Here is a 19,536-nt window from a genome sequence, read left to right on the forward strand (position 1 = left end):
GCGTCAGGCGCGCTTGGCGGTGAAGGCGCCCGTGCGGATGACCGCGTCCTGGCCGGCACGCGCGTTGACCGCACCTTGGCCCAGGCGCTCGGCATAGTCCTTGAAGTAGGTCAATGCCGACTCCTCGATGTACTCGAAGGCGAAGCGGTCCACCGGCTCGATGCCCGCGGCTTGCAGCTTCTTCGACGGGCAGCCGCCGACCTTCGCCACGAACACCGCGGTGCAATCGTTGATGGCGGACAGCACGGTGTCCAGCGCGTCCTCGTCGCCGGAGCCGCCCTCGCAATACTGGTCGACGCGGCGGTGGCCGACGAACTTGGCGCCCTTCGGGCCGACCTCGTAGATCTGGAATTCCTTGGCGTGGCCGAAGTGTTCGTTGATGCGCTCGCCGCCCTTGGTGGCGACGGCGATCAGGATGGGATCGACCGCGGTGCCGACCGTCTCCGCCACGTCCGCCTGCGCGGCGGCCTTGGAGGCGTGGCGCTCGGCGCGCTCCGCCTCGACATGCTCGCGGTAGGTGCGCGCGGCCTCGCGGTCGTAGTCGATCTCCTCCATCGCGTCGATGCGGTCGATGGTGAACTCCGACCCGCGGTCCTCGCCCAGCAGGCCGACGGCGTCGGCGCGGCACTGGCGGCAGTGGCGCATCAGCTTCGCGCCGCCCTCGCACTGGTCCTGGAGGACCTTCAGCTCCTGCGCGGTGGGGCCGCGCTGGCCGGTCAGGCCGAAGTGGGTGCCGTGCGCCGGGTCGGAGATCAGCGGCATGATGTTGTGCAGGAAGGCGCCGCGCGCCTTGACCGCCTTGTTCACGTCCATCAGGTGCTCGTCGTTGATCCCCGGGATCATGACGGAGTTCACCTTCACCAGGATGCCGCGCGACGTCAGCATCTCCAGCCCGAGCATCTGGCGCTCGTGCAGGATCTTGGCGGCGTCCAGCCCGGTCCAGCGCTTGTGGTCGTGGAAGATCCACGGGTAGATGTGCTGCCCGACCTCCGGATCGACCATGTTGATGGTGATGGTGACGTGGTCGATGTTGTACTGGGCGATGGTGTCCACATGGTCGGGCAGGGCCAGGCCGTTGGTGGACAGGCACAGCTTCAGGTCCGGCGCCTTCTTCTGCAGCATCTCGAACGTCTTGAAGGTGTTCTTGCCGCCGGCGGCCAGGCTGTCGCCGGGGCCGGCGATGCCGATGACGGAGAGCTGCGGGATTTCGGCGGACACCGCCATGATCTTGCGGATCGCCTGCTCGGGCGTCAGCTTCTCGGACACCACGCCCGGACGGCTCTCGTTCGAGCAGTCGTACTTGCGGTTGCAGTAGTTGCACTGGATGTTGCAGGCCGGGGCCACCGCCACATGCATGCGGGCGAAGTAATGGTGCGCCTCTTCCGAGTAGCAGGGATGGTTCTTCACCTTCTCCCACACCGCCGGATCCATGTCGGCCGGCCCGTCCGACGACCCGCAGGACGACGACGCACAGCCGGACGCCGCGGCGGGCGCTGGCGTGTCCGCGGGGGCCTTCAGCTCACCCAGGCCCAGGATGCTGTCGAGCGAAATCACGTTGCCCATCGTTCACTCCTTCCCTGCCGCGCCGCCGGCGCCGGTGCTCGGACCGGAAACAGCAATTTCGGGGCCAGTTCAGGAATTGCAGGAAAAACAACGGGTTGGGCCGGTTTGTCAGGTCGATGCCCTGTGTCGGCATTGCGACAATGGCGGGGTGGTGTCGGGGAATCGACACGCCGGGGCCGGGCCGCGGCCTCGCGCAATCATACCTGCATATGTTTGCCACTCCCGCAATTGCCGGTGTGACGTTTCAGCGATTGTAAAATGGGATGTGCTTGTCCATGGTGTGGCAACTCTGTCTTGCAGGCCGCAGGTCCCTTCATGCCCGAGGCGTTTCTCCGCTGGTTTCCGCTGCTGTGTCTTGCCGGCTTCGTCGCCACCACCCTGTGGCGGCTGCGCTGGCTGCGCCGGAACACCGGCGTGGACGCGATGGCCTTCGAGACGGGGGACGGGGCGCACGCCTTCCTGCTGCGGATGTTCCGGGTGATGGTCGGGCTGACCGGGCTCTATGTCGTGGCGCGGGCGATCTGGTGGCGCAGCCTGGACGCGGCGGTCGGCCGGATCGACGCCGTGGCGGCCGTGACCGAGGCGGCGGGGGGTGTCCTTCAGATGGTGGCGCTGGCCATGATGGCCGCCGGCGTGCTGGCGATGGTGGCCGGGCAGCGCTCCATGGGCCTGTCCTGGCGCATCGGCGTCGACCGGGAACGGCCGACCGACCTCGTCACCTCCGGCCTGTTCCGCTATTCGCGCAACCCCATCTTCGCCGGGGTCGGCGCCTATTTCATCGCCCTGTTCCTGGTGTCGCCGACCGCGCCCACCCTGGCCATCATGGCCGCCGGCCTTGTCGGCATGGCGGTGCAGGTGCGGCTGGAGGAGGAGCATCTGGGCAACCTGCACGGCCCCCATTACGAGGACTACCGCCGCCGCGTCCGCCGCTGGGTGTGATGGGCCGGACACCGTAGAGACACCGTAGAGACACCGTAGGTCGGGTGGAGGCGCAGCCGCAACCCGACATCGCCGCCATGGAGACGTGTGTTGGGTTGCGCTGGCGCTCCACCCAACCTACGGAGGATCTCAGGTCAGCTCGCCACGGAAGGCGACGACGTGGTCCTCGCCGGGGGTGCGCGGTTCGGCGCCGAAGCCGATCAGGCCGCTGCCGACCAGCTTCGTCGAATCGCGGCGCAGCACCACCGGCAGTGAATCGCCGGTGCGGATGAAGGTGCCGTTGGTCGAATGGTCGGTCAGGATGAAGCTCTCGCGGCTGAAGTCGATCACCGCGTGCTGGCGCGAGGTCTGGCGCGACAGGATGCGCAGGCCGCTGGTCTCCTCCCGCCCGACGGTCACCCGCGGCAGCAGGCAATTCATCGTCACGGTGGCGCCGCGGTAGTCCAGGTGCAGGGTCAGCATCCCGCGCTCGTCGGGCCGGTTCGACACGGTCAGCCCGACCGTGGTGCTCTCGATCGTTTCCTCCGCCTCGTCCGTCAGGCGGATCTGGAAGACGCGGATCGGCGTCGCCTTGCCCTTCACCGAAATGCTGTTCAGCAGCTTGGCCTTGCGGTGGAGCGGCGGGGACAGGCGCTGGACGAAGGTGTCGGTGGCCAGGACCTCGCCGGCGCGGGCGATGGCCTCCACGCGGGCGGCGACGTTGCAGGCGTCCCCGTACAGATCCTCCCGTCCCTGGATCACCGGGCCGAAATGAAGGCCGACGCGCAGGCGCAGGCCGTAGCCCCCCTGCTGCTCCATCATCGCCAGGGTGGAGACGGCGGCGTCGTCCGCGGTGGGGAAGGCGGCCAGCAGCCCGTCGCCCAGGCTCTTGATCACCCGGCCGGCGTTGGCCTCGATGATCAGGCGCAGGTGCGCCAGGACCCGCTGGGCCAGCGTGGCGGCCGGCACGTTGCCGATGCGCTCGTACAGCTGGGTGCTGTCGACGATGTCCACAAACAGGAGCGCGAGGGGCTTTTCCATCTCGTGCAAAGGCCCGGACCTGGATGTTGCGGGGTAGGGCCGGCCGTACAGCGTGCAGCCGGTATTCCCCCTTCATAGCACAACCAGCCATAGGCGTCACAGCAACCCGCGGACAAAAGGCCGCGGAGCGGTGTCCACCACTCAGAAGCGCTTGATCTCGATGTTGTACTTGCGCAGGGCGTAGCTGACCTGGCGGGTCGTCATGCCCAGCAGGCGCGCGGCCTTGGCCTGGACCCAGCCGGTCCGCTCCATCGCCCACAGCAGCCGGTCGCGCAGGCTTCCGGACTCCGGTTCGTCGAGCGGGACCTCCGCCGCGGATCCGGCGTTGGACGGGGCGCCGGCCGCGGCCATGGCCGACGACGGTTCCGGCAGGGGCAGCGGGATCAGCGGCGCCGGTGCGGCTGGCTGGGCGGCGCCGCAGCCCGGCGTGGGACCGGCGGCGCAGGAGGAGGCGCAGGCCGGCCAGGCGGCGCCCGCGGCGACCGGGTCGGGCAGGGGGGCCGGCATGGCCGACGGCGCCGCCGCCGATCCGACGCCGCCCGGCTGCGGCGCGAAGGCTTTGGCGGCGGAGGGCGTGCCGGCGGGTGCCGCCGCCGGATGCGCCGGGTTCACTGCCGCGCGCGCCATCGACGGGGCGAGCCCGCCCACCGACGCGCCCAGCGTCCGGTACTGGAAGAGGATCGACGAGTTGCAGAGGTTCATGCTGCAGGACAGCGCGTCGGGCCGGATCACGCCGTCGCGGCACTGGGTCGCCGCGCGCTCGATGCAGTTTTCCAGCTCGCGCACGTTGCCGGGCCAGGTGCAGCGGTTCAGCACCTCCAGCGCCTCGTCGTCGATGGCCAGGTTCATGCCGTTGTCCTTGCCGAACTTCGCGACGAAGTGGCGGGCCAGCGGGCCGATGTCCTGACGGCGTTCGCGGAGCGGCGGCAGGTGGATGGTGACGACGTTGATGCGGAAGTAGAGATCGGCGCGGAACTTGCCGTGGCCGACCGCCTCCTCCAGGTTCAGGTTGGTGGCGCAGATCAGGCGCACGTCGGTCTTGATGGTCTTCGACCCGCCGACGCGCTCGAACTCCTGCTCCTGCAGCACGCGCAGCAGCTTGGCCTGGAAGTTGGGGGAGATGTCGCCGATCTCGTCCAGGAACAGGGTGCCGCCCGACGCCAGCTCGAACCGGCCCTTGTGATCCTTCTGCGCGCCGGTGAAGGCGCCCTTCTCGTGGCCGAACAGCTCCGATTCCAGAAGCGATTCCGGCAGGGCGGCGCAGTTCACGCGGATGAAGGGCGCGTCCTTGCGCGGCGAGGTGTTGTGGATGGCCCGCGCGATCAGCTCCTTGCCGGTGCCGCTCTCGCCGCGGATCAGCACGGTCGACTTGAAGGGGGCGACCCGGTGCAGCTGGGCCATCACCTCCAGCATGTTGGGGCTGGTGCAGACCACGTCGTCGATGGGGGCGACGGTCGGCCGCAGCTCCTTCTGCATGCGGAAGGTTTCCCGCATCATGAAGCGGCGCTCCTCCGCCACGGTGCGGTGCAGGCGTACGGTCTGGCCGATCAGGTTGGCGACCATGGTCAGGAAGCGCACGTCGCTGCCGAAGTGGCCCTGCGGCCCTTCGTCGGAGATGCGGTCGATGGTCAGCACGCCGATCACCGTTCCCGCCGCCTTGATCGGCACGCCGACCAGGGAGGCCACCTGCTCCTCCAGGTCCTCGCGACCGCCGGTGCGGTTCAGGAACAGCGGCTCCTCCGCCAGGTTCGGCACCACGGCGGGCATGCCGGTCTTCAGGATGCGGCCGGTGATGCCCTCGCCCTCGCGGAACTCGGCCTGCGCCGCGGCCTCGTTGGACAGGCCGTTGCCGGCGACCAGCCGCAGCACGTTGTCCTCGCCCACCAGGTAGACGCGGCCCCGGTGCATCTGGAGCTGGTAGGCCAGCGCCCGCAGCACCTCGCGCAGGGTCTGTTGAAGATCAAGGGACGACCCGAGAATCTTGCTGACTTCGTAGATGGTCAGCAGTTCCAGGTTCGACGTGGACTGGCGCGTTGCACCCGGCATGTTCGACACCCCTTGCTCGACCGGGAATCCGGCTTGAAGCGCAATGGCTTGCGCCCTTCCGCAGGTCCCGGCACAGCGCCTCGAACCTTTCCTCCCGGGTGGAGTGCGCGCTCGTTCTCGCGGCGCCTTTGACCACCGGTCCGTCCGCCTGATGGCTCTCTGGTCGGCCCATTCGGCATGCGGATGGTGGAAAGTGTCTGAGACATTTCCCGGAAAGGCAAGCCCTTTTGCATAGATGATGCTGCGACGCACAATGACCTTCGGCTGTGGCGAAACGCCGCGACCGGCGTGGGTGCTGGCATTTTCAACCGACCTGTGTTACTAACTGACCAGTCAGTAATAAAAACTCATCCGTCCGTCTCCGCGCTGGTGGGGGCGCAGGGCATGGGAGGTCGCCATGACCGATGACGAGTCGTCGGTGCCGCGCTGGCGCCGCCGCAAGCAGGACCGCCCGCAGGAGATCGTGGACGCCGCCCTCGACGTGTTCGGGGAGCGGGGGTTCGCCGCGGCGCGCCTGGACGACGTCGCCGCCCGCGCCGGGGTCAGCAAGGGCACGCTCTACCTCTATTTCCCGAACAAGGAGGAGCTGTTCAAGGCGGTGGTGCGCAGCGCCATCGTCCCGAACCTGGAGATGGCGGAACGCCTGCTGGCCGGCGCCGAGGGGCCGAGCTTTGCCGTGCTGGAGGCGCTGCTCGGCCTGATGGCGACCCGCATCCTGCGCACCAAGGCCGGCGCCATCCCGAAGCTGATCATCGCGGAGGCCGGCAACTTCCCCGACCTCGCGCGCTTCTATTATGAAGAGGTGATCCGGCGCGCCTTCGCGCTGCTTTCCGCCGTGCTGGCGCGCGGGGTGGCGCGGGGGGAGTTCCGGCCCCTGGACATCGACGCCACCGTGCGCCTGATCGTCGCCCCCATGCTGATGAGCGCGCTGTGGCGCTCCACCTTCGAGGCTCTGGAGGGCCGCCCGCTGGACGTGCCGGCGCTGGTGCGCGCGCACCTCGACAACCTGCGCCGCGCGCTTGCCCCGGACGGTGAGGGCCCGGACGGTGGAACAGGAGGATCCGCATCATGAGCTGGATCACCGACGCGCTGGCGGCCGTGGCGGTCGCCCTGGGGCTCGGCGGGGCGGACGCGGTGCCGCTCGCCCACGGCTATGTGGAGGGGGAGTATCTGCGCGTCGCCGCCCCGTCGTCGGGGACGCTGGACAGCCTGTCGGTGGCGCGCGGCGGCCGGGTCGCGGCCGGGGCGCCGCTGTTCGCGTTGGACCTGACCACCGCGCGGGCGGAATGCGCGCGGCTCACCGCCGCCCTGGCCCAGGCCCGGGCGCAGCTGGCCGACCTGCGCAAGGGCAAGCGGCCGGACGAGTTGGCGGTCGTCGCCGCGCAGAAGGCGCAGGCGGAGGCGTCGCTGCGCTACTCCACCCTGGATTTGGAGCGGCAGCAGACTCTGGTGGCGCGCAAGGTCAGCTCGGACGACCGGCTGGACGCCGCCCGCGCCGCCTACGACCGCGATCGCGCGCGGCTCGCCGAGCTGACCGCGCAGCTGTCCGTGTCGAACCTGCCGGCCCGGCCCGACCAGCTGCGCGCCGCGGAGGAGGCGGTGGCCCAGGCGGAAGCCGCGCTGGCCCAGGCGAACCGGCGCCTCGCCGAACTGGCGCCCCTGGCCCCGGCCGACGCGCTGGTCGAGGACACGCTGTTCAACCCCGGCGAATGGGTCCCGGCGGGCTCCCCCGTGGTGACGCTTCTGCCGCCCGGCAACGTCAAGCTGGTCGTCTTCGTGCCGGAGCCGCTGATGAACCGGGTCACGCCGGGCGCGCCGCTGGCGGTGCGCTGCGACGGCTGCCCGCCCGGCCTGACCGCGCGGGTCAGCTACGTCGCGCCGCGCGCCGAATACACGCCGCCGGTCATCTACAGCGTCGGCAGCCGGGAGAAGCTGGTGTTCCGGGTGGAGGCGAAACCGGACGCCGGCGCCGCCCTCAATCCGGGGCTGCCGGTGGATGTGGAGTTGCGGCCGTGACCGGCAATGGTGAAGCCGCCATCGACGTCCACGGGCTGGTCAAGCGGTTCGGGGCCAAGACGGTGGTGGACGGCTTCTCGATCCGGGTGGCGGCGGGGCAGATCTACGGCTTCCTTGGGCCGAACGGGTCGGGCAAGACGACGACCATCCGCATGCTCTGCGGCCTGCTGACGCCGGACGCGGGGGAGGGGACTTGCCTCGGGCTCGACATTCGGACCCAGAGCGCCGCGATCAAGCGGCAGGTCGGCTACATGACCCAGAAGTTCAGCTTCTGGGAGGATCTGAGCATCGCGGAGAACCTGGACTTCGTCGCCCGCATGTACGGGCTGCCCGACCGCAAGCGACGCGTCGCCGGTGCGCTGGAGCGGCTGGGCCTCGCCAACCGGCGGACGCAGCTGGCGGGGGAACTGTCCGGCGGCTGGAAGCAACGGCTGGCGCTGGCCGCCTGCATCCTGCACGAGCCGAAGCTCCTGCTGCTCGACGAGCCGACGGCCGGCGTCGACCCCAAGGCGCGGCGCGAGTTCTGGGACGAAATCCACCGGCTGGCGCAGGACGGCCTGACCGTGCTGGTCAGCACCCATTTTATGGACGAGGCGGAGCGCTGCCACGCCATCGCCTACCTCGCCTATGGCAAGCTGATGGCCCAAGGGACGGTGGACGAGGTCGTCGCCCGCTCCGGCGTGCTGACCTATGAGGTGTCGGGCCCCGATCCGGGCCGCGTCGCGGCCGACCTGACGGGCAAGCCGGGGGTGGAGATGGTCGCCGCCTTCGGCGCCCGCCTGCACGTCACGGGCATCGACGCCGCGGCGCTGGAGGCGGCGCTGCGCCCCTGGGCGGACCAGCCCGGCCTGCGGGTCGCGCGCGCCGAGCCGACGCTGGAGGACGTGTTCATCCACCTGATGAACCGCAGCACGGACAACTTCTCATGACGAGCGCCCGGCCGCACCGCGCCCGCCCGAACCGCGCGCGCATGGACGGGCCCCCGCGCCGTCGTAGACACGGGGGCCGGGCGATGTCACTCGATGTTCGCGGAGGTCACGCCGGTGTTCTTGTTCCAGCGCAGCGTCAGCTTGGAAATTTGGCAGAGGTTCAGGTCTTGCCAGACCGCCGATTCGCCGTCGTCGTAGATCACCTTCATGTCCCACTTGCAGGTCTTTTCCGCCTTGGCGAAGCTCAGCTCGAAGGACTCGCCATTGTCCAGCATATCGCGGCCAAGCACATCCTCGTCCCATTTTTCGTTGTCGCTTTCGCTGACGTAGATGTGCTTCAGCGGATAGCCGGTCTTGTTGACGATGGTGAAGTCCTGCTGGCCGGCCTGGGCGGCGCCATGGAGGATGAACAGGGAAGCGGCGGCCACGGCAACCTTGGTGAGAATGGCTTTCACGGAATAACTCCTTGGGGAGGACATATGATGCGCGGATGGTTGCGGCAGAGTTAAATCGTCGTCAATTCGAATTTGCGCAAAAGTGGCACGAAATATTTTTCGTGATGTTTCCGATGGTAAATAATGTGTCTGGATTTAAACAATACACCCAAAGATTGGGCAGGATGACATGGTTCAATTCTCCGTCGCACGCTTCGTGGCGGTGATGGTGAAGGAGTTCATCCAGATGCGCCGCGACCGGCTGACCTTCGCCATGATGGTGGGGGTGCCGATCCTGCAGCTGATCCTGTTCGGCTTCGCCATCAACTCCGACCCCAAGCACCTGCCGACGGCGGTGCTGAGCGCCGACAACAGCCCGTTTTCCCGCACGCTGGTCGCCGCCATGGCGAATTCCGGCTATTTCGACGTGACCCGCGCGGTCGCGGGGGAGGCGGAGCTGGGACGGCTGCTGGCGGAAGGCACGGTGCAGTTCGCCGTGACCATCCCGGCGGAGTTCTCCCGCGACCTGCAGCGGGGCGCCCGGCCGGTGCTGCTGGTGGAGGCCGACGCCACCGACCCGGCGGCGACCAGCAACGCGCTGGCGGCCCTGACCACCATCGCGCGCCAGGCGCTCGACCCGGAGCTGAAGGGGCCGCTGCTGGCGCTGCGCTCCGCGCCCGACCCGGTGGAACTGCGCGTCCACCGCCGCTACAACCCGGAGGGCATCACCCAGTACAACGTCGTCCCCGGCCTGATGGGCGTGGTGCTGACCATGACCATGGTGATGATGACCGCGCTGGCCGTGACCCGCGAGCGGGAGCGCGGCACGATGGAGAACCTGCTGGCCATGCCCGTGCGCCCGTTCGAGGTGATGCTGGGCAAGATCGTGCCCTTCATCCTGGTCGGCTACATCCAGGTGGTGATCATCGTGCTGGCGGCGCGGGCGCTGTTCGGCGTGCCGATCATGGGCAGCCTCGCCCTGCTGTCGGCGGTGCTGGTCCTGTTCATCGCCGCCAACCTCGCCGTCGGCTTCACCTTCTCCACAGTGGCGAAGAACCAGCTGCAGGCCATGCAGATGTCCTTCTTCTTCTTTCTGCCGTCGATGCTGCTGTCGGGCTTCATGTTCCCGTTCCGCGGCATGCCCGGCTGGGCGCAGGCGGTGGGGGAGGTGCTGCCGCTGACCCACTTCCTGCGCATCGTCCGCGGCATCCTTCTGAAGGGAAACGGTGCGGCGGAGATCGCGTCGGAGGTGGTGCCCCTGCTGATCTTCCTGGTTGTGGTCACGATTGTCGCCCTGAAGCGCTACCGCCAGACATTGGATTGATCCGTACTGGCTTGATTTGCGGGCCGGCGATGGCGCCTCCACCCGAATCGCGCGCTCCACGGACGTGGCGTGAACTTGGCTGTAAAGTCCTTTGATGCGGTAAGTCAAACGCGGCTGTGACACCAGCGTGAGCCTCACTTTTCGTTAACCGTTATTCGATTTAATCTTTCCCCAATCACGGCCGATGGGGAAAGCGATGCGGCGCTTGGCGGTTGGTTTGCTGATGGCGGGCATGGTCGTCGTCGCCCTGACGGCCGCACTGACGGCCGATGCCGAGGCCGGGACGGCGAAGAGGAAGAAGCACGCGCCGCCGCCGCCCAACTCCATCGCCTGGAGCCAGGTGAACGGCCCCTCCTTCGGGCCGGCGCAGTCCATCGGCGGCTACGCCGCCGGCTGCATCACCGGGGCGCAGCCGCTGGCCGGCGAGGGCACCGGCTACCAGGTGATCCGCATGTCGCGCCAGCGCTACTACGGCCACCCGGAGCTGATCGACTACCTGAAGGATTTCGGGCGCAAGGTCGCCGCCGCCGGGCTGGGCAGCGCGCTGGTCGGCGACATGGGCCAGGCGCGCGGCGGACCGATGAGCTTCGGCCACGCCAGCCACCAGATGGGGCTGGACGCCGACGTCTGGCTGCGGCTCGACCTGCCGCCCATGGGCCGCAACGCGCGGGAGAGCGTCACCGAGGTCAAGTATGTCGATTACGGCCGGATGCGCGTCAACGCGGACTGGTCGGACCGCCAGGCCCAGATGATCCGGATCGCCGCCTCCGACCCGCGCGTCGCGCGCATCTTCATCAACCCGGCCATCAAGGCCGCCATGTGCCGGCACCCCTGGCCGAGCCGGGACTTCCTGCACAAGCTGCGGCCCTGGCACGGGCACGACGGGCACATGCACATCCGCCTGCACTGCCCGGCCGGAAGCCCCTTGTGCGAAGACCAGAAGGACGCGCCCGACGGCGACGGCTGCGGCGGGGAGCTGACCTCCTGGCTCGGCTCGGTCTATCCGCTGGTCGAGAGGCACGAGGGCAAGCCCCAGCCGCGCTACGTCAACATGCCGGCGGCCTGCCGGGCGGTGCTGCGCGCCGGCGGCACGCGGGTGGCGGCGGCGGATGGCCTGCCGTCGGGGGACGCGTCCTCCGAGAAGGCCGTGCGCTGAACCATCGCAGACTTTTACCCTTGCATGAAATTAATGCCCGATTAACTTGAGCATCGGCGATCATTCGAACGCCGGGCGAGGGTGCGGACGCGCCCTCAACCGGCGGACGGTGTCCTCCGCAAGGATCGGGGCAGGCGCAGGGTCATGACCGATAAGACCAACACCACCGCCCATACCACAGCCGACGACGCGGGCGCGCCCCGCCTCAACCTCAAGACCCGCCTCCACGCCTGGTGGGAGGGCTACGACCTGTCCGGGGTGAAGGGACGGAAGGGGGACGGAAGCGAGGAGCACGCCGTCCCGGCCGCGGCACCTCCGCCGCCCCCCTCTCCGTCCCATGGGCCGGGCGTCAACCGCTGGGGCAAGCCGCTGTGGACCGCCACCCGGATCGAGGTGGCGGAGAAGCTGTGGGGCGAGGGGTTCAACACGCCCGGCGGCCACGACCACATCCCCTATCTGGTGAAGCCGCTGGGCCTGAACCCGGCCATGAGCGTGCTCGACCTGTCCGCCGGGCTCGGCGGCACCAGCCGCGTGATGGCCAGCAAGTACGGCTGCTGGGTCACCGGGCTGGAGGCGTCGGAGGCGCTGGCGAAGGAGGGCATGGTCCGCTCCTTCAAGGTGGGGCTGGAGAAGAAGGCGCCCGTCGAGACCTACGACCCGGAGCGCTTCAGCTACCCCAAGCGCGTGGACGCCATCTTCTACAAGGAGGGCATGTTCTCCGTCGCCGACAAGGAGCAGATGTTCGACGGCATGGAGATGGCGCTGAAGCCGCGCGGCCACCTGTTGATGACCGACTATGTCGTCGACCCGTCGATGGCCGGTGCCCGCGCCGTCCAGCAATGGTGCGACAAGGAGCCGATGCAGCCGCACCTCTGGTCGAAGGAGCGCATGGCCGCCGCCTTCGCGCAGCGCAACCTCGACCTGCGAATTGCCGAGGACATCACCGACACCCACCGCACAGCCATCGTCGCGGCCATCCAGGGGCTGGTCGACCATCTGGAGCGCCACCACCTGGACCGCGACACCAAGATCGCCGTGATGGACGAGGTGGAGATGTGGGTCCGCCGCGTCGCCGCGCTGGAGGCCGGCATGAAGGTCTTCCGCTTCTACGCGCTGAAGCCCGCGGAATAGGCGGAAAAAGGACGTTTCCCGTCGCTTTCTCTATCCGTTGACACCGGGGATGCGCCGCACTATGGTGCGCGCCTTCGATCGAGCCGCCGACCGACCAGGATGAAGAATTATGAAGATCGTTAACTCGCTGAAGTCGATGAAGACGCGCCACAAGGCCTGCCGCGTGATCCGCCGCAAGGGCCGCGTCTACGTCATCAACAAGCAGAACCCGCGCTTCAAGGCCCGCCAGGGCTGATACCGGCGGCCGGGTCCGCCCGGCCGACGAGCACAGGTGTGATGCACGCGACGCCGCGCCGTTCCCCTGGGACGGCGCGGCGTCGCGTTTTTGCATTCACGATTCGCACGCGGTGGGCGAACAGGGTATAAGCTCCGGCCATTGAGGCGCGCTTTGACCGTTCGGAGCCTATCGATGACGCGAAGCCTGGACCTCGGCTGCGGTCCGCACCCGAAGAACCCCTTCTCGGCGAACGAGGTGTTCGGCATCGACGTGATGCCCCACGCGACGCCCAACATCCGGACGGCCGATCTGGCGGTCGAGCCCATTCCCTTCGACAGCGATTCCTTCGACTACGTCACCGCTTTCGACGTCATCGAGCATATTCCGCGCGTCGTCTATCTGCCGGCCCGGCGGAACAGCTTCATCGAACTGATGGACGAGATTCACCGGGTCCTGAAGGTCGGCGGGCTGTTCTTCGCCCAGACCCCGGCCTATCCGCACGCGGAGGCCTTTCAGGACCCGACCCACGTCAACATCATCACCGAGAACACCTTCCCCCTGTATTTCGACGACCGGCACCGCTGGGCCTCGTCCTACGGGTTCAAGGGGGCGTTCAAGGTGCTGTCCCAGGAATGGCGGGAGTTCCACCTGCTGACCACCCTCCAGAAGGTGCCGGCCCCGGCCTGACGGCCTGCCGCGTCCGGGGCAACGCCCTGGGCGAACGCGCCGCACAAGCGGGGGCTGGAATTGTGCGGTGATCCGGTGTTAGCTGTGGGACGGAACGCCGCGGGAACAATCCGGGCGACGGAACATGGGGGAGGAGGCCGGCCATGCGAATGCCCGAGCCCGACGCCGGCGTCATCGCGCGCCGGCGCGAGATCGTGTCCGCGCTGCGCGCGATCGTGCCCGGCGAGGGCGTGATCGTCGACGAGAGCGAGCTGCGCGCCTACGAGTGCGACGGGCTGACCGCCTATCGCCAGCTTCCCATGGTCGTCGTCCTGCCCAGCACGACCGAGCAGGTCAGCCAGGTGCTGCGGACCTGCAAGGAGATGGGGGTGAAGGTCGTGCCGCGCGGGGCCGGCACCTCGCTGTCCGGCGGGGCGCTGCCGCTGGCCGACGGCGTGCTGCTGGGCATGGGCAAGTTCAACCGCATCCTCGACCTCGACTTCGCGAATCGCTGCGCCGTGGTCCAGCCGGGGGTGACCAACCTCGGCATCTCCAACGCGGTGGCGCATGAGGGCTTCTATTACGCGCCCGATCCCTCAAGCCAGATCGCCTGCACCATCGGCGGCAACATCGCGGAGAATTCCGGCGGCGTGCATTGCCTGAAATACGGGCTGACCACCAACAACGTGCTTGGGCTGGAGATGGTGCTGATGGACGGCACCATCCTGCGGCTGGGCGGCCGGCACCTGGACGCCGGCGGCTACGACCTGATGGGCGTCATCACCGGCTCCGAAGGTCTGCTGGGGGTGGTGACGGAGGTCACCGTGCGCATCCTGAAGAAGCCGGCGACCGCGCGGGCCGTGCTGATCGGCTTCCCGACCAGCGAGCAGGGTGGCGACTGCGTGGCCGCCATCATCGCCGCGGGCATCATCCCCGGCGGCATGGAGATGATGGACAAGCCCGCCATCCACGCGGCGGAGGACTTCGTCCACGCCGGCTACCCGCTGGACGTCGAGGCGCTGCTGATCGTCGAACTCGACGGCCCGCCGGCCGAGGTGGACCACCTGATCGAGCGGGTGGAGGCCATCGCGCATTCCAAGGGCTGCTGCTACTCCCGCGTCTCGACGTCGGAGGAGGAGCGGCTGGCCTTCTGGGCCGGGCGCAAGGCGGCTTTCCCGGCGGTCGGGCGCATCAGCCCCGACTATTACTGCATGGACGGCACGATCCCGCGCAAGGCGCTGCCGCTGGTGCTCCAGCGCATGAACGAGATGTCGGAGAAGCACGGGCTGCGCGTCGCCAACGTCTTCCACGCCGGCGACGGCAACCTGCACCCGCTGATCCTCTACGACGCCAACAAGCCCGGCGAGCTGGAAAAGGCGGAGGAGTTCGGCAACGACATCCTGCGCCTGTGCGTGGAGGTCGGCGGCGTGCTGACCGGCGAGCATGGCGTGGGCGTGGAAAAGCGCGACCTGATGACCGACCAGTTCGCGCCCGTCGACCTGGAGCAGCAGCAGCGCCTGAAATGCGCCTTCGACCCCGACGGGCTGCTGAACCCCGGCAAGGTCTTCCCGACGCTGCACCGCTGCGCCGAGCTGGGCCGCCTGCACGTCCACAAGGGGGAGCTGCGCTTCCCCGACATTCCGCGTTTCTGAGGGGCCGCGCATGACCGTGACCACCTTCAAGCCCGAAACGGCCGAGCAGGCCGCCGAGGCCGTGCGCTGGGCCCTGTCCGAAGGGGAGCCGCTGGACGTCGCCGGCACCGGCTCCAAGCGCGAACTCGGGCGCCCGATGCAGACCGCCTACACGCTCGACCTCTCCGGCCTCAACGGCGTCGTGGCGTATGAGCCGGAGGAGCTGGTGCTGACCGCCAGGGCCGGCACGCCGATGGCGGTGATCCTGCCCATGCTGGCGGAAAAGCGCCAGCAGCTGGCCTTCGAGCCGCAGGACCCGGGGCCGCTGTTCGGCCGGCCGGCGGGGCAGGGGACGCTCGGCGGCGTGCTCGCCTGCGGGCTGGCGGGACCGCGCCGCATCTCCGCCGGCTCCGCCCGCGACCACGCGCTGGGCATGGAGGGGGTGAACGGCCGCGGCGAGGTCTACAAGGCCGGCGGCAAGGTCGTGAAGAACGTCACCGGCTACGACGTGCCCAAGCTGATGGCCGGCTCCTTCGGCACGCTGACCGCGCTGACCGAGGTGACCGTGAAGGTGCTGCCGGCACCGGAGGACACCCGCACGCTGCTCCTGGCCGGCCGCGACGATGCCGCCGCTGTCGAGGCGCTGACCCGCGCGATGCAGAGCCCCCACGAGGTCTCCGGCGCCGCCCACCTGCCGGCGGACGTCGCCGCGCGGTCGGGCGTGCGCGGGGTTTCCGGGATTGGGGGTGCGGTGACCCTGGTGCGGCTGGAAGGCTTCGGCCCCTCCGTCGCCGCGCGCGTCGCCGCCCTGAAGGAGGAGCTGGGGGCCGATGCGGTGCTCGACCGCGAGGAGTCGCTGGCGGTGTGGCGGGAGATCCGGGATGTGACGTTCTTCGGCCCCCTCCCTAACCCTCCCCCGCTTCGCAGGGGAGGGGACGAATCTCCCTCCCCTGCGTCAGCGGGGGAGGGTCGGGGTGGGGGCACGGGCGAGCACCTCCTCTGGAAACTCTCCGTCCCACCCGCCGATGGTGCCCGCATCGCCGGGGCGATCCGCGACCGGCTGGACGCCGCGCTCTACTTCGACTGGGCCGGCGGCCTGCTCTGGGTCGCCACGCCATCCCCCGACTCCGCGCCGGCGATCCGCGGCCTGCTCAACGGCTCCGGCCACGCCACGCTGGTGCGGGCGCCGGACGACCTGCGGGCGTCGGTGGAGGTGTTCCAGCCCCTGCCGGAACCGCTGATGGCGCTGACCCGGCGCGTCAAGGACGGTTTTGACCCCCGCGGCATTCTCAGCCCGGGCCGCATGTACGCAGGCGTGTAAGGGAACCTCATGCAGACGAACTTCACACTCGCCCAGCTCGCGGACGCCGACTATCGGGATTCCGAGTCGATCCTGCGCAAGTGCGTGCATTGCGGCTTCTGCACGGCGACCTGCCCGACCTACGTCCTGCTCGGCGACGAGCTGGACAGCCCGCGCGGCCGCATCTACCAGATCAAGGACATGCTGGAGAAGGGCGGGCCGCCCACCGACCAGCAGGTCAAGCATGTGGACCGCTGCCTGTCCTGCCTGTCCTGCATGACCACCTGCCCGTCGGGGGTGCATTACATGCACCTCGTCGACCATGCCCGCGCCCACATCGAGACGACCCACGCCCGCCACCCGGCCGACCGCGCGATCCGCGAACTGCTGGCCCGCGTGCTGCCGAACCCGCGGCTGTTCCGGCTGGCGCTGCTGGGCGCCTGGGCGGGCAAGCCCTTCGGCCGGATGCTGCCGGGCCGGCTGCGCGCGCTGATGGATCTTGCGCCCAAGTCCGTGCCGGGGCCGAGCTACAGCGACCGGCCGGGCGTGCACCCGGCGGAGGGGCCGCGCCGAAAGCGTGTCGCCATGCTGATCGGCTGCGCCCAGCAGGTGCTCGCCCCGCAGATCAACGAGGCGACCATCCGCCTGCTGAACCGCCACGGCGTGGAGGTGGTGGTGGCCAAGGGGGCGGACTGCTGCGGCGCGCTGACCCATCACATGGGCAAGACCGACCTCGGCCACGCGTCGGCGAAGAAGACCATCGACGCCTGGATCGGCGAGATGGACAAGTCCAATGGAGATGGGGGCGGCCTGGACGCCATCATCATCAACGCGTCCGGCTGCGGCACGGCCGTGAAGGACTATGGGCACGTCTTCCGCGAGGATCGGGAGTATGCGGTCAAGGCGATGCGCGTCGCCGCCATCGCCCGCGACGTGACGGAGTTCCTGGCGGAACTCGGCCTGACCGAGCCAGTGGTGGAGACAGGGCAGGCCATCGCCTACCACTCCGCCTGCTCCATGCAGCACGGCCAGCGCATCAAGGACCCGCCGCGCAACCTGCTGCGCGCCGCCGGCTTCCAAATCCGCGAGGTGCCGGAGGGGCACATCTGCTGCGGCTCCGCCGGCACCTACAACATGCTCCAGCCGGAGATCGCGGTGCAGCTGCGCGACCGCAAGGTCCGCAACATCGAGGCCACGAAGGCCGACGCCATCGCCGCCGGCAACCTGGGCTGCATCACCCAGATCGGCACGGGCACGGATTTGCCAATCGTCCACACCGTGGAGCTTCTGGACTGGGCGACCGGCGGCCCGATGCCCGACGCGCTGAAGGGCAACCCGGCCTTCACCGTGGCGCGGTCGCCTACGGGCACGGCGCGGGCGGCGGAGTAGGGGCTTCCTCCGCCGGACGGGTTTGATTCTCGGCTTGGAACCGCTAGGGTGACGCTGACGGAACAACGGGGCACCCGGTGGACAACAGGGTGAGCAGCAGGTTGAGCAGCGGTTACAAGGACGAGGTCTACCCGAACGGCGGTTACGGCATCCTGCGCCGCCTGTCCGCCTGGGGCGTGCACGCCTTCACGGCGAGCGGCGTGGTGCTGGGGCTGCTGGCGCTTCTCGCCGCGGTGGACGGCGACGCGAAGCTCTGCCTGGGCTGGCTCGGGCTGGCGCTGGTGGTGGACGGGGTGGACGGCACGCTGGCCCGCCGCGCCTCGGTGAAGGAGGTTCTGCCGGGCATCGACGGCTCGGTGCTGGACCTCGTCATCGACTATTTGACCTACGTGGTCGTGCCGGCGGTGCTGATGTACCGGTTCGGACTGTTCCCGACCGGGCTGGGCGTGCCGCTCGCCGCCTGGATCCTGATGACGTCGCTCTACTGCTTCTCCAACACCGGGATGAAGAGCGGCGACAACTATTTCGTCGGCTTCCCGGCGATCTGGAACGTGGTGGCGCTCTATCTCTGGACGCTGGATCTCAATCCCTGGATCAACACCGCCGTGGTGGTGGCGCTGGGCCTGCTGACCTTCACGACGGTGAAGTTCCTGCACCCCTTCCGCGTCCGCCGCTGGATGCGCGTGAACCTGGTGGTCAGCACGGCATGGCTGGCCTCCAGCGCCGCGCTGGTGGCGCTTCACCCGGCCCGGCCGGACGCGGTGTGGGTGATCTGGCTGGCCAGCAGCGCCTACTACGCCGCCATTTGCGCGTGGCGGACGCTGCGCGGGCCGGTTGAGGCGTAACGGTCGGTCGTTACGGCTTTTCCGCTTCCTTGATGTCCTGCTTGGCGTCGCGGGCCTTCTGCTGGATGGCCTCGCCGGCGTTCTGAAGCATCTGGCCGGCCTTGGCGGTGGCGTCCTTCGCCGCCTCCCCGGCGCGGTCGGCGGTCTGGTCCACCGTGCGCCCGATCTCCTGCCCGGTCTTTTCCGCCGACTGCTGGTCGTCGCACCCCGCCACCAGCGGCATCGTCAGCAGCGAGAGGGCCAGCGCGGCCGTGCGGATCGTGGGGGTGCGGATCGCGTGACGTCGAGCCATGAAACCTGTCTCCGTGGTTATCCCGTAGAGAGGTAACGGCCCAACGGGGCGTTGGTGCCCGTGATTCTTACAGGGCGATGGTCGTGCGGATCTCGTCGTAATCGGCGCGCAGGCCGCCGTCGTCGGTCCGGTTGATCAACCCGGCCGCCGTCAGCGTCTCCACATCCTCATGCACCCGCTTGTAATCCCGGCTCAGCGCGCGGGCCAGTTCGGCGATGCTCGCGGCCGGATTGCGGTGCAGGTGGCGGAGCAGTTCCAGGCGCTTGCCCGAGAGCGCCTTGGAAAGCCCTTCCCAGCTTTCGAAGGACAGGTGGTTTTCCTGAACCTCCTCACCCCGTTCGGCGCGATGCCACGCCGAGGCGACGCGGGCCGCCATGGCGTCGAAGCTCTCGCCAACGTGGATCGTCAGGTCGCCGCTCATATCGGTTCTCCTCGGACACGCCTTTATATCATCAAGCGCCACCAAGAAAAGGCGGAGCAATCGCTTGAATGCGACGCGCGGGGGGTGCAGGCAAGAATCGACACGGATGACACGGATCGACATCGGATTACACGGAACCGTCCGGTTCAACGCGTTCCATAGCGATGCAGCGGGCTCCTCGGACACGGCTTGATCCGTGTGATCCGTGCCAAAATCT

Annotated in this window: 19 protein-coding genes; 13 read left to right on the top strand and 6 right to left on the bottom strand. The window is 68.9% G+C overall.

Features of this window, described 5'->3' with window-relative positions; translation table 11 throughout:
• Positions 1–3: 3 nt before the first annotated feature.
• On the bottom strand, positions 4–1,563 hold the full coding sequence (gene nifB / locus J2851_RS19585; protein WP_209768182.1) for a nitrogenase cofactor biosynthesis protein NifB: 1,560 nt from the start codon (positions 1,561–1,563) through the stop codon (positions 4–6).
• A 315-nt stretch (positions 1,564–1,878) separates the two neighbouring features.
• On the opposite strand from nifB, the gene J2851_RS19590 reads away from it, so the two are divergent.
• The gene (locus J2851_RS19590; RefSeq protein WP_209768184.1) at positions 1,879–2,502 is read left to right on the top strand and encodes a methyltransferase family protein; all 624 of its coding nucleotides are present in this window, start codon (positions 1,879–1,881) and stop codon (positions 2,500–2,502) included.
• Between the two features lie 129 nt (positions 2,503–2,631).
• Here J2851_RS19590 and J2851_RS19595 read toward each other — a convergent pair whose 3' ends face one another.
• Positions 2,632–3,522, bottom strand: coding sequence for an adenylate/guanylate cyclase domain-containing protein (locus J2851_RS19595; RefSeq protein WP_209768186.1), 891 nt, complete (start codon positions 3,520–3,522; stop codon positions 2,632–2,634).
• A 141-nt stretch (positions 3,523–3,663) separates the two neighbouring features.
• A complete protein-coding gene (gene nifA / locus J2851_RS19600; RefSeq protein WP_209768188.1) occupies positions 3,664–5,568 on the bottom strand; it encodes a nif-specific transcriptional activator NifA in 1,905 nt (634 codons plus the stop codon).
• Positions 5,569–5,965: 397 nt separating this feature from the next.
• On the opposite strand from nifA, the gene J2851_RS19605 reads away from it, so the two are divergent.
• From J2851_RS19605 to J2851_RS19615, 3 genes are read left to right on the top strand one after another with little or no spacing between them, the layout of a single operon-like run.
• Positions 5,966–6,640 (top strand): TetR/AcrR family transcriptional regulator, encoded by a 675-nt coding sequence (locus J2851_RS19605; protein ID WP_209768190.1) that lies wholly within the window; start codon positions 5,966–5,968, stop codon positions 6,638–6,640.
• Positions 6,637–7,584 (top strand): HlyD family secretion protein, encoded by a 948-nt coding sequence (locus tag J2851_RS19610; protein WP_209768192.1) that lies wholly within the window; start codon positions 6,637–6,639, stop codon positions 7,582–7,584. The genes J2851_RS19605 and J2851_RS19610 overlap by 4 nt, the downstream gene beginning before the upstream one ends.
• A complete protein-coding gene (locus tag J2851_RS19615; RefSeq protein ID WP_209768194.1) occupies positions 7,581–8,513 on the top strand; it encodes an ABC transporter ATP-binding protein in 933 nt (310 codons plus the stop codon). The genes J2851_RS19610 and J2851_RS19615 overlap by 4 nt, the downstream gene beginning before the upstream one ends.
• 86 nt (positions 8,514–8,599) lie before the next feature.
• On the opposite strand, the gene J2851_RS19620 is transcribed toward J2851_RS19615, so the two are convergent.
• Positions 8,600–8,968 (bottom strand): hypothetical protein, encoded by a 369-nt coding sequence (locus tag J2851_RS19620; RefSeq protein WP_307419905.1) that lies wholly within the window; start codon positions 8,966–8,968, stop codon positions 8,600–8,602.
• A 169-nt stretch (positions 8,969–9,137) separates the two neighbouring features.
• Here J2851_RS19620 and J2851_RS19625 point away from each other — a divergent pair, with 169 nt between their 5' ends.
• From J2851_RS19625 to pcsA, 9 genes are all read left to right on the top strand, one after another.
• Positions 9,138–10,271: an ABC transporter permease gene (locus tag J2851_RS19625; RefSeq protein WP_209768197.1), complete on the top strand. Its 1,134-nt coding sequence runs from the start codon at positions 9,138–9,140 to the stop codon at positions 10,269–10,271.
• Between the two features lie 196 nt (positions 10,272–10,467).
• On the top strand, positions 10,468–11,427 hold the full coding sequence (gene mepA / locus J2851_RS19630) for a penicillin-insensitive murein endopeptidase (RefSeq protein ID WP_209768198.1): 960 nt from the start codon (positions 10,468–10,470) through the stop codon (positions 11,425–11,427).
• 144 nt (positions 11,428–11,571) lie between these two features.
• Complete coding sequence (locus J2851_RS19635) at positions 11,572–12,558, top strand: methyltransferase domain-containing protein (RefSeq protein WP_209768199.1); 987 nt, start codon at positions 11,572–11,574, stop codon at positions 12,556–12,558.
• Between the two features lie 109 nt (positions 12,559–12,667).
• On the top strand, positions 12,668–12,793 hold the full coding sequence (ykgO, locus tag J2851_RS19640; RefSeq protein ID WP_012973122.1) for a type B 50S ribosomal protein L36: 126 nt from the start codon (positions 12,668–12,670) through the stop codon (positions 12,791–12,793).
• A gap of 174 nt (positions 12,794–12,967) precedes the next feature.
• Complete coding sequence (locus J2851_RS19645; protein WP_209768200.1) at positions 12,968–13,462, top strand: methyltransferase domain-containing protein; 495 nt, start codon at positions 12,968–12,970, stop codon at positions 13,460–13,462.
• 143 nt (positions 13,463–13,605) lie between these two features.
• The gene (locus tag J2851_RS19650; RefSeq protein ID WP_209768201.1) at positions 13,606–15,093 is read left to right on the top strand and encodes an FAD-linked oxidase C-terminal domain-containing protein; all 1,488 of its coding nucleotides are present in this window, start codon (positions 13,606–13,608) and stop codon (positions 15,091–15,093) included.
• Positions 15,094–15,103: 10 nt separating this feature from the next.
• Positions 15,104–16,393, top strand: coding sequence for an FAD-binding protein (locus tag J2851_RS19655; protein WP_209768202.1), 1,290 nt, complete (start codon positions 15,104–15,106; stop codon positions 16,391–16,393).
• A gap of 9 nt (positions 16,394–16,402) precedes the next feature.
• Positions 16,403–17,761 (top strand): glycolate oxidase subunit GlcF, encoded by a 1,359-nt coding sequence (gene glcF / locus J2851_RS19660; RefSeq protein WP_209768204.1) that lies wholly within the window; start codon positions 16,403–16,405, stop codon positions 17,759–17,761.
• A gap of 89 nt (positions 17,762–17,850) precedes the next feature.
• Positions 17,851–18,606: a phosphatidylcholine synthase gene (pcsA, locus tag J2851_RS19665; protein WP_307419902.1), complete on the top strand. Its 756-nt coding sequence runs from the start codon at positions 17,851–17,853 to the stop codon at positions 18,604–18,606.
• A gap of 10 nt (positions 18,607–18,616) precedes the next feature.
• Here pcsA and J2851_RS19670 read toward each other — a convergent pair whose 3' ends face one another.
• Both J2851_RS19670 and J2851_RS19675 read right to left on the bottom strand, forming a co-directional pair.
• Complete coding sequence (locus tag J2851_RS19670; protein ID WP_209768205.1) at positions 18,617–18,898, bottom strand: hypothetical protein; 282 nt, start codon at positions 18,896–18,898, stop codon at positions 18,617–18,619.
• Positions 18,899–18,965: 67 nt separating this feature from the next.
• A complete protein-coding gene (locus tag J2851_RS19675) occupies positions 18,966–19,319 on the bottom strand; it encodes an HVO_A0114 family putative DNA-binding protein (RefSeq protein ID WP_209768206.1) in 354 nt (117 codons plus the stop codon).
• Between the last annotated feature and the right edge of the window lie 217 nt (positions 19,320–19,536).

It is taken from the genome of Azospirillum rugosum, assembly GCF_017876155.1.
Taxonomy (GTDB): Bacteria; Pseudomonadota; Alphaproteobacteria; order Azospirillales; family Azospirillaceae; genus Azospirillum; species Azospirillum rugosum.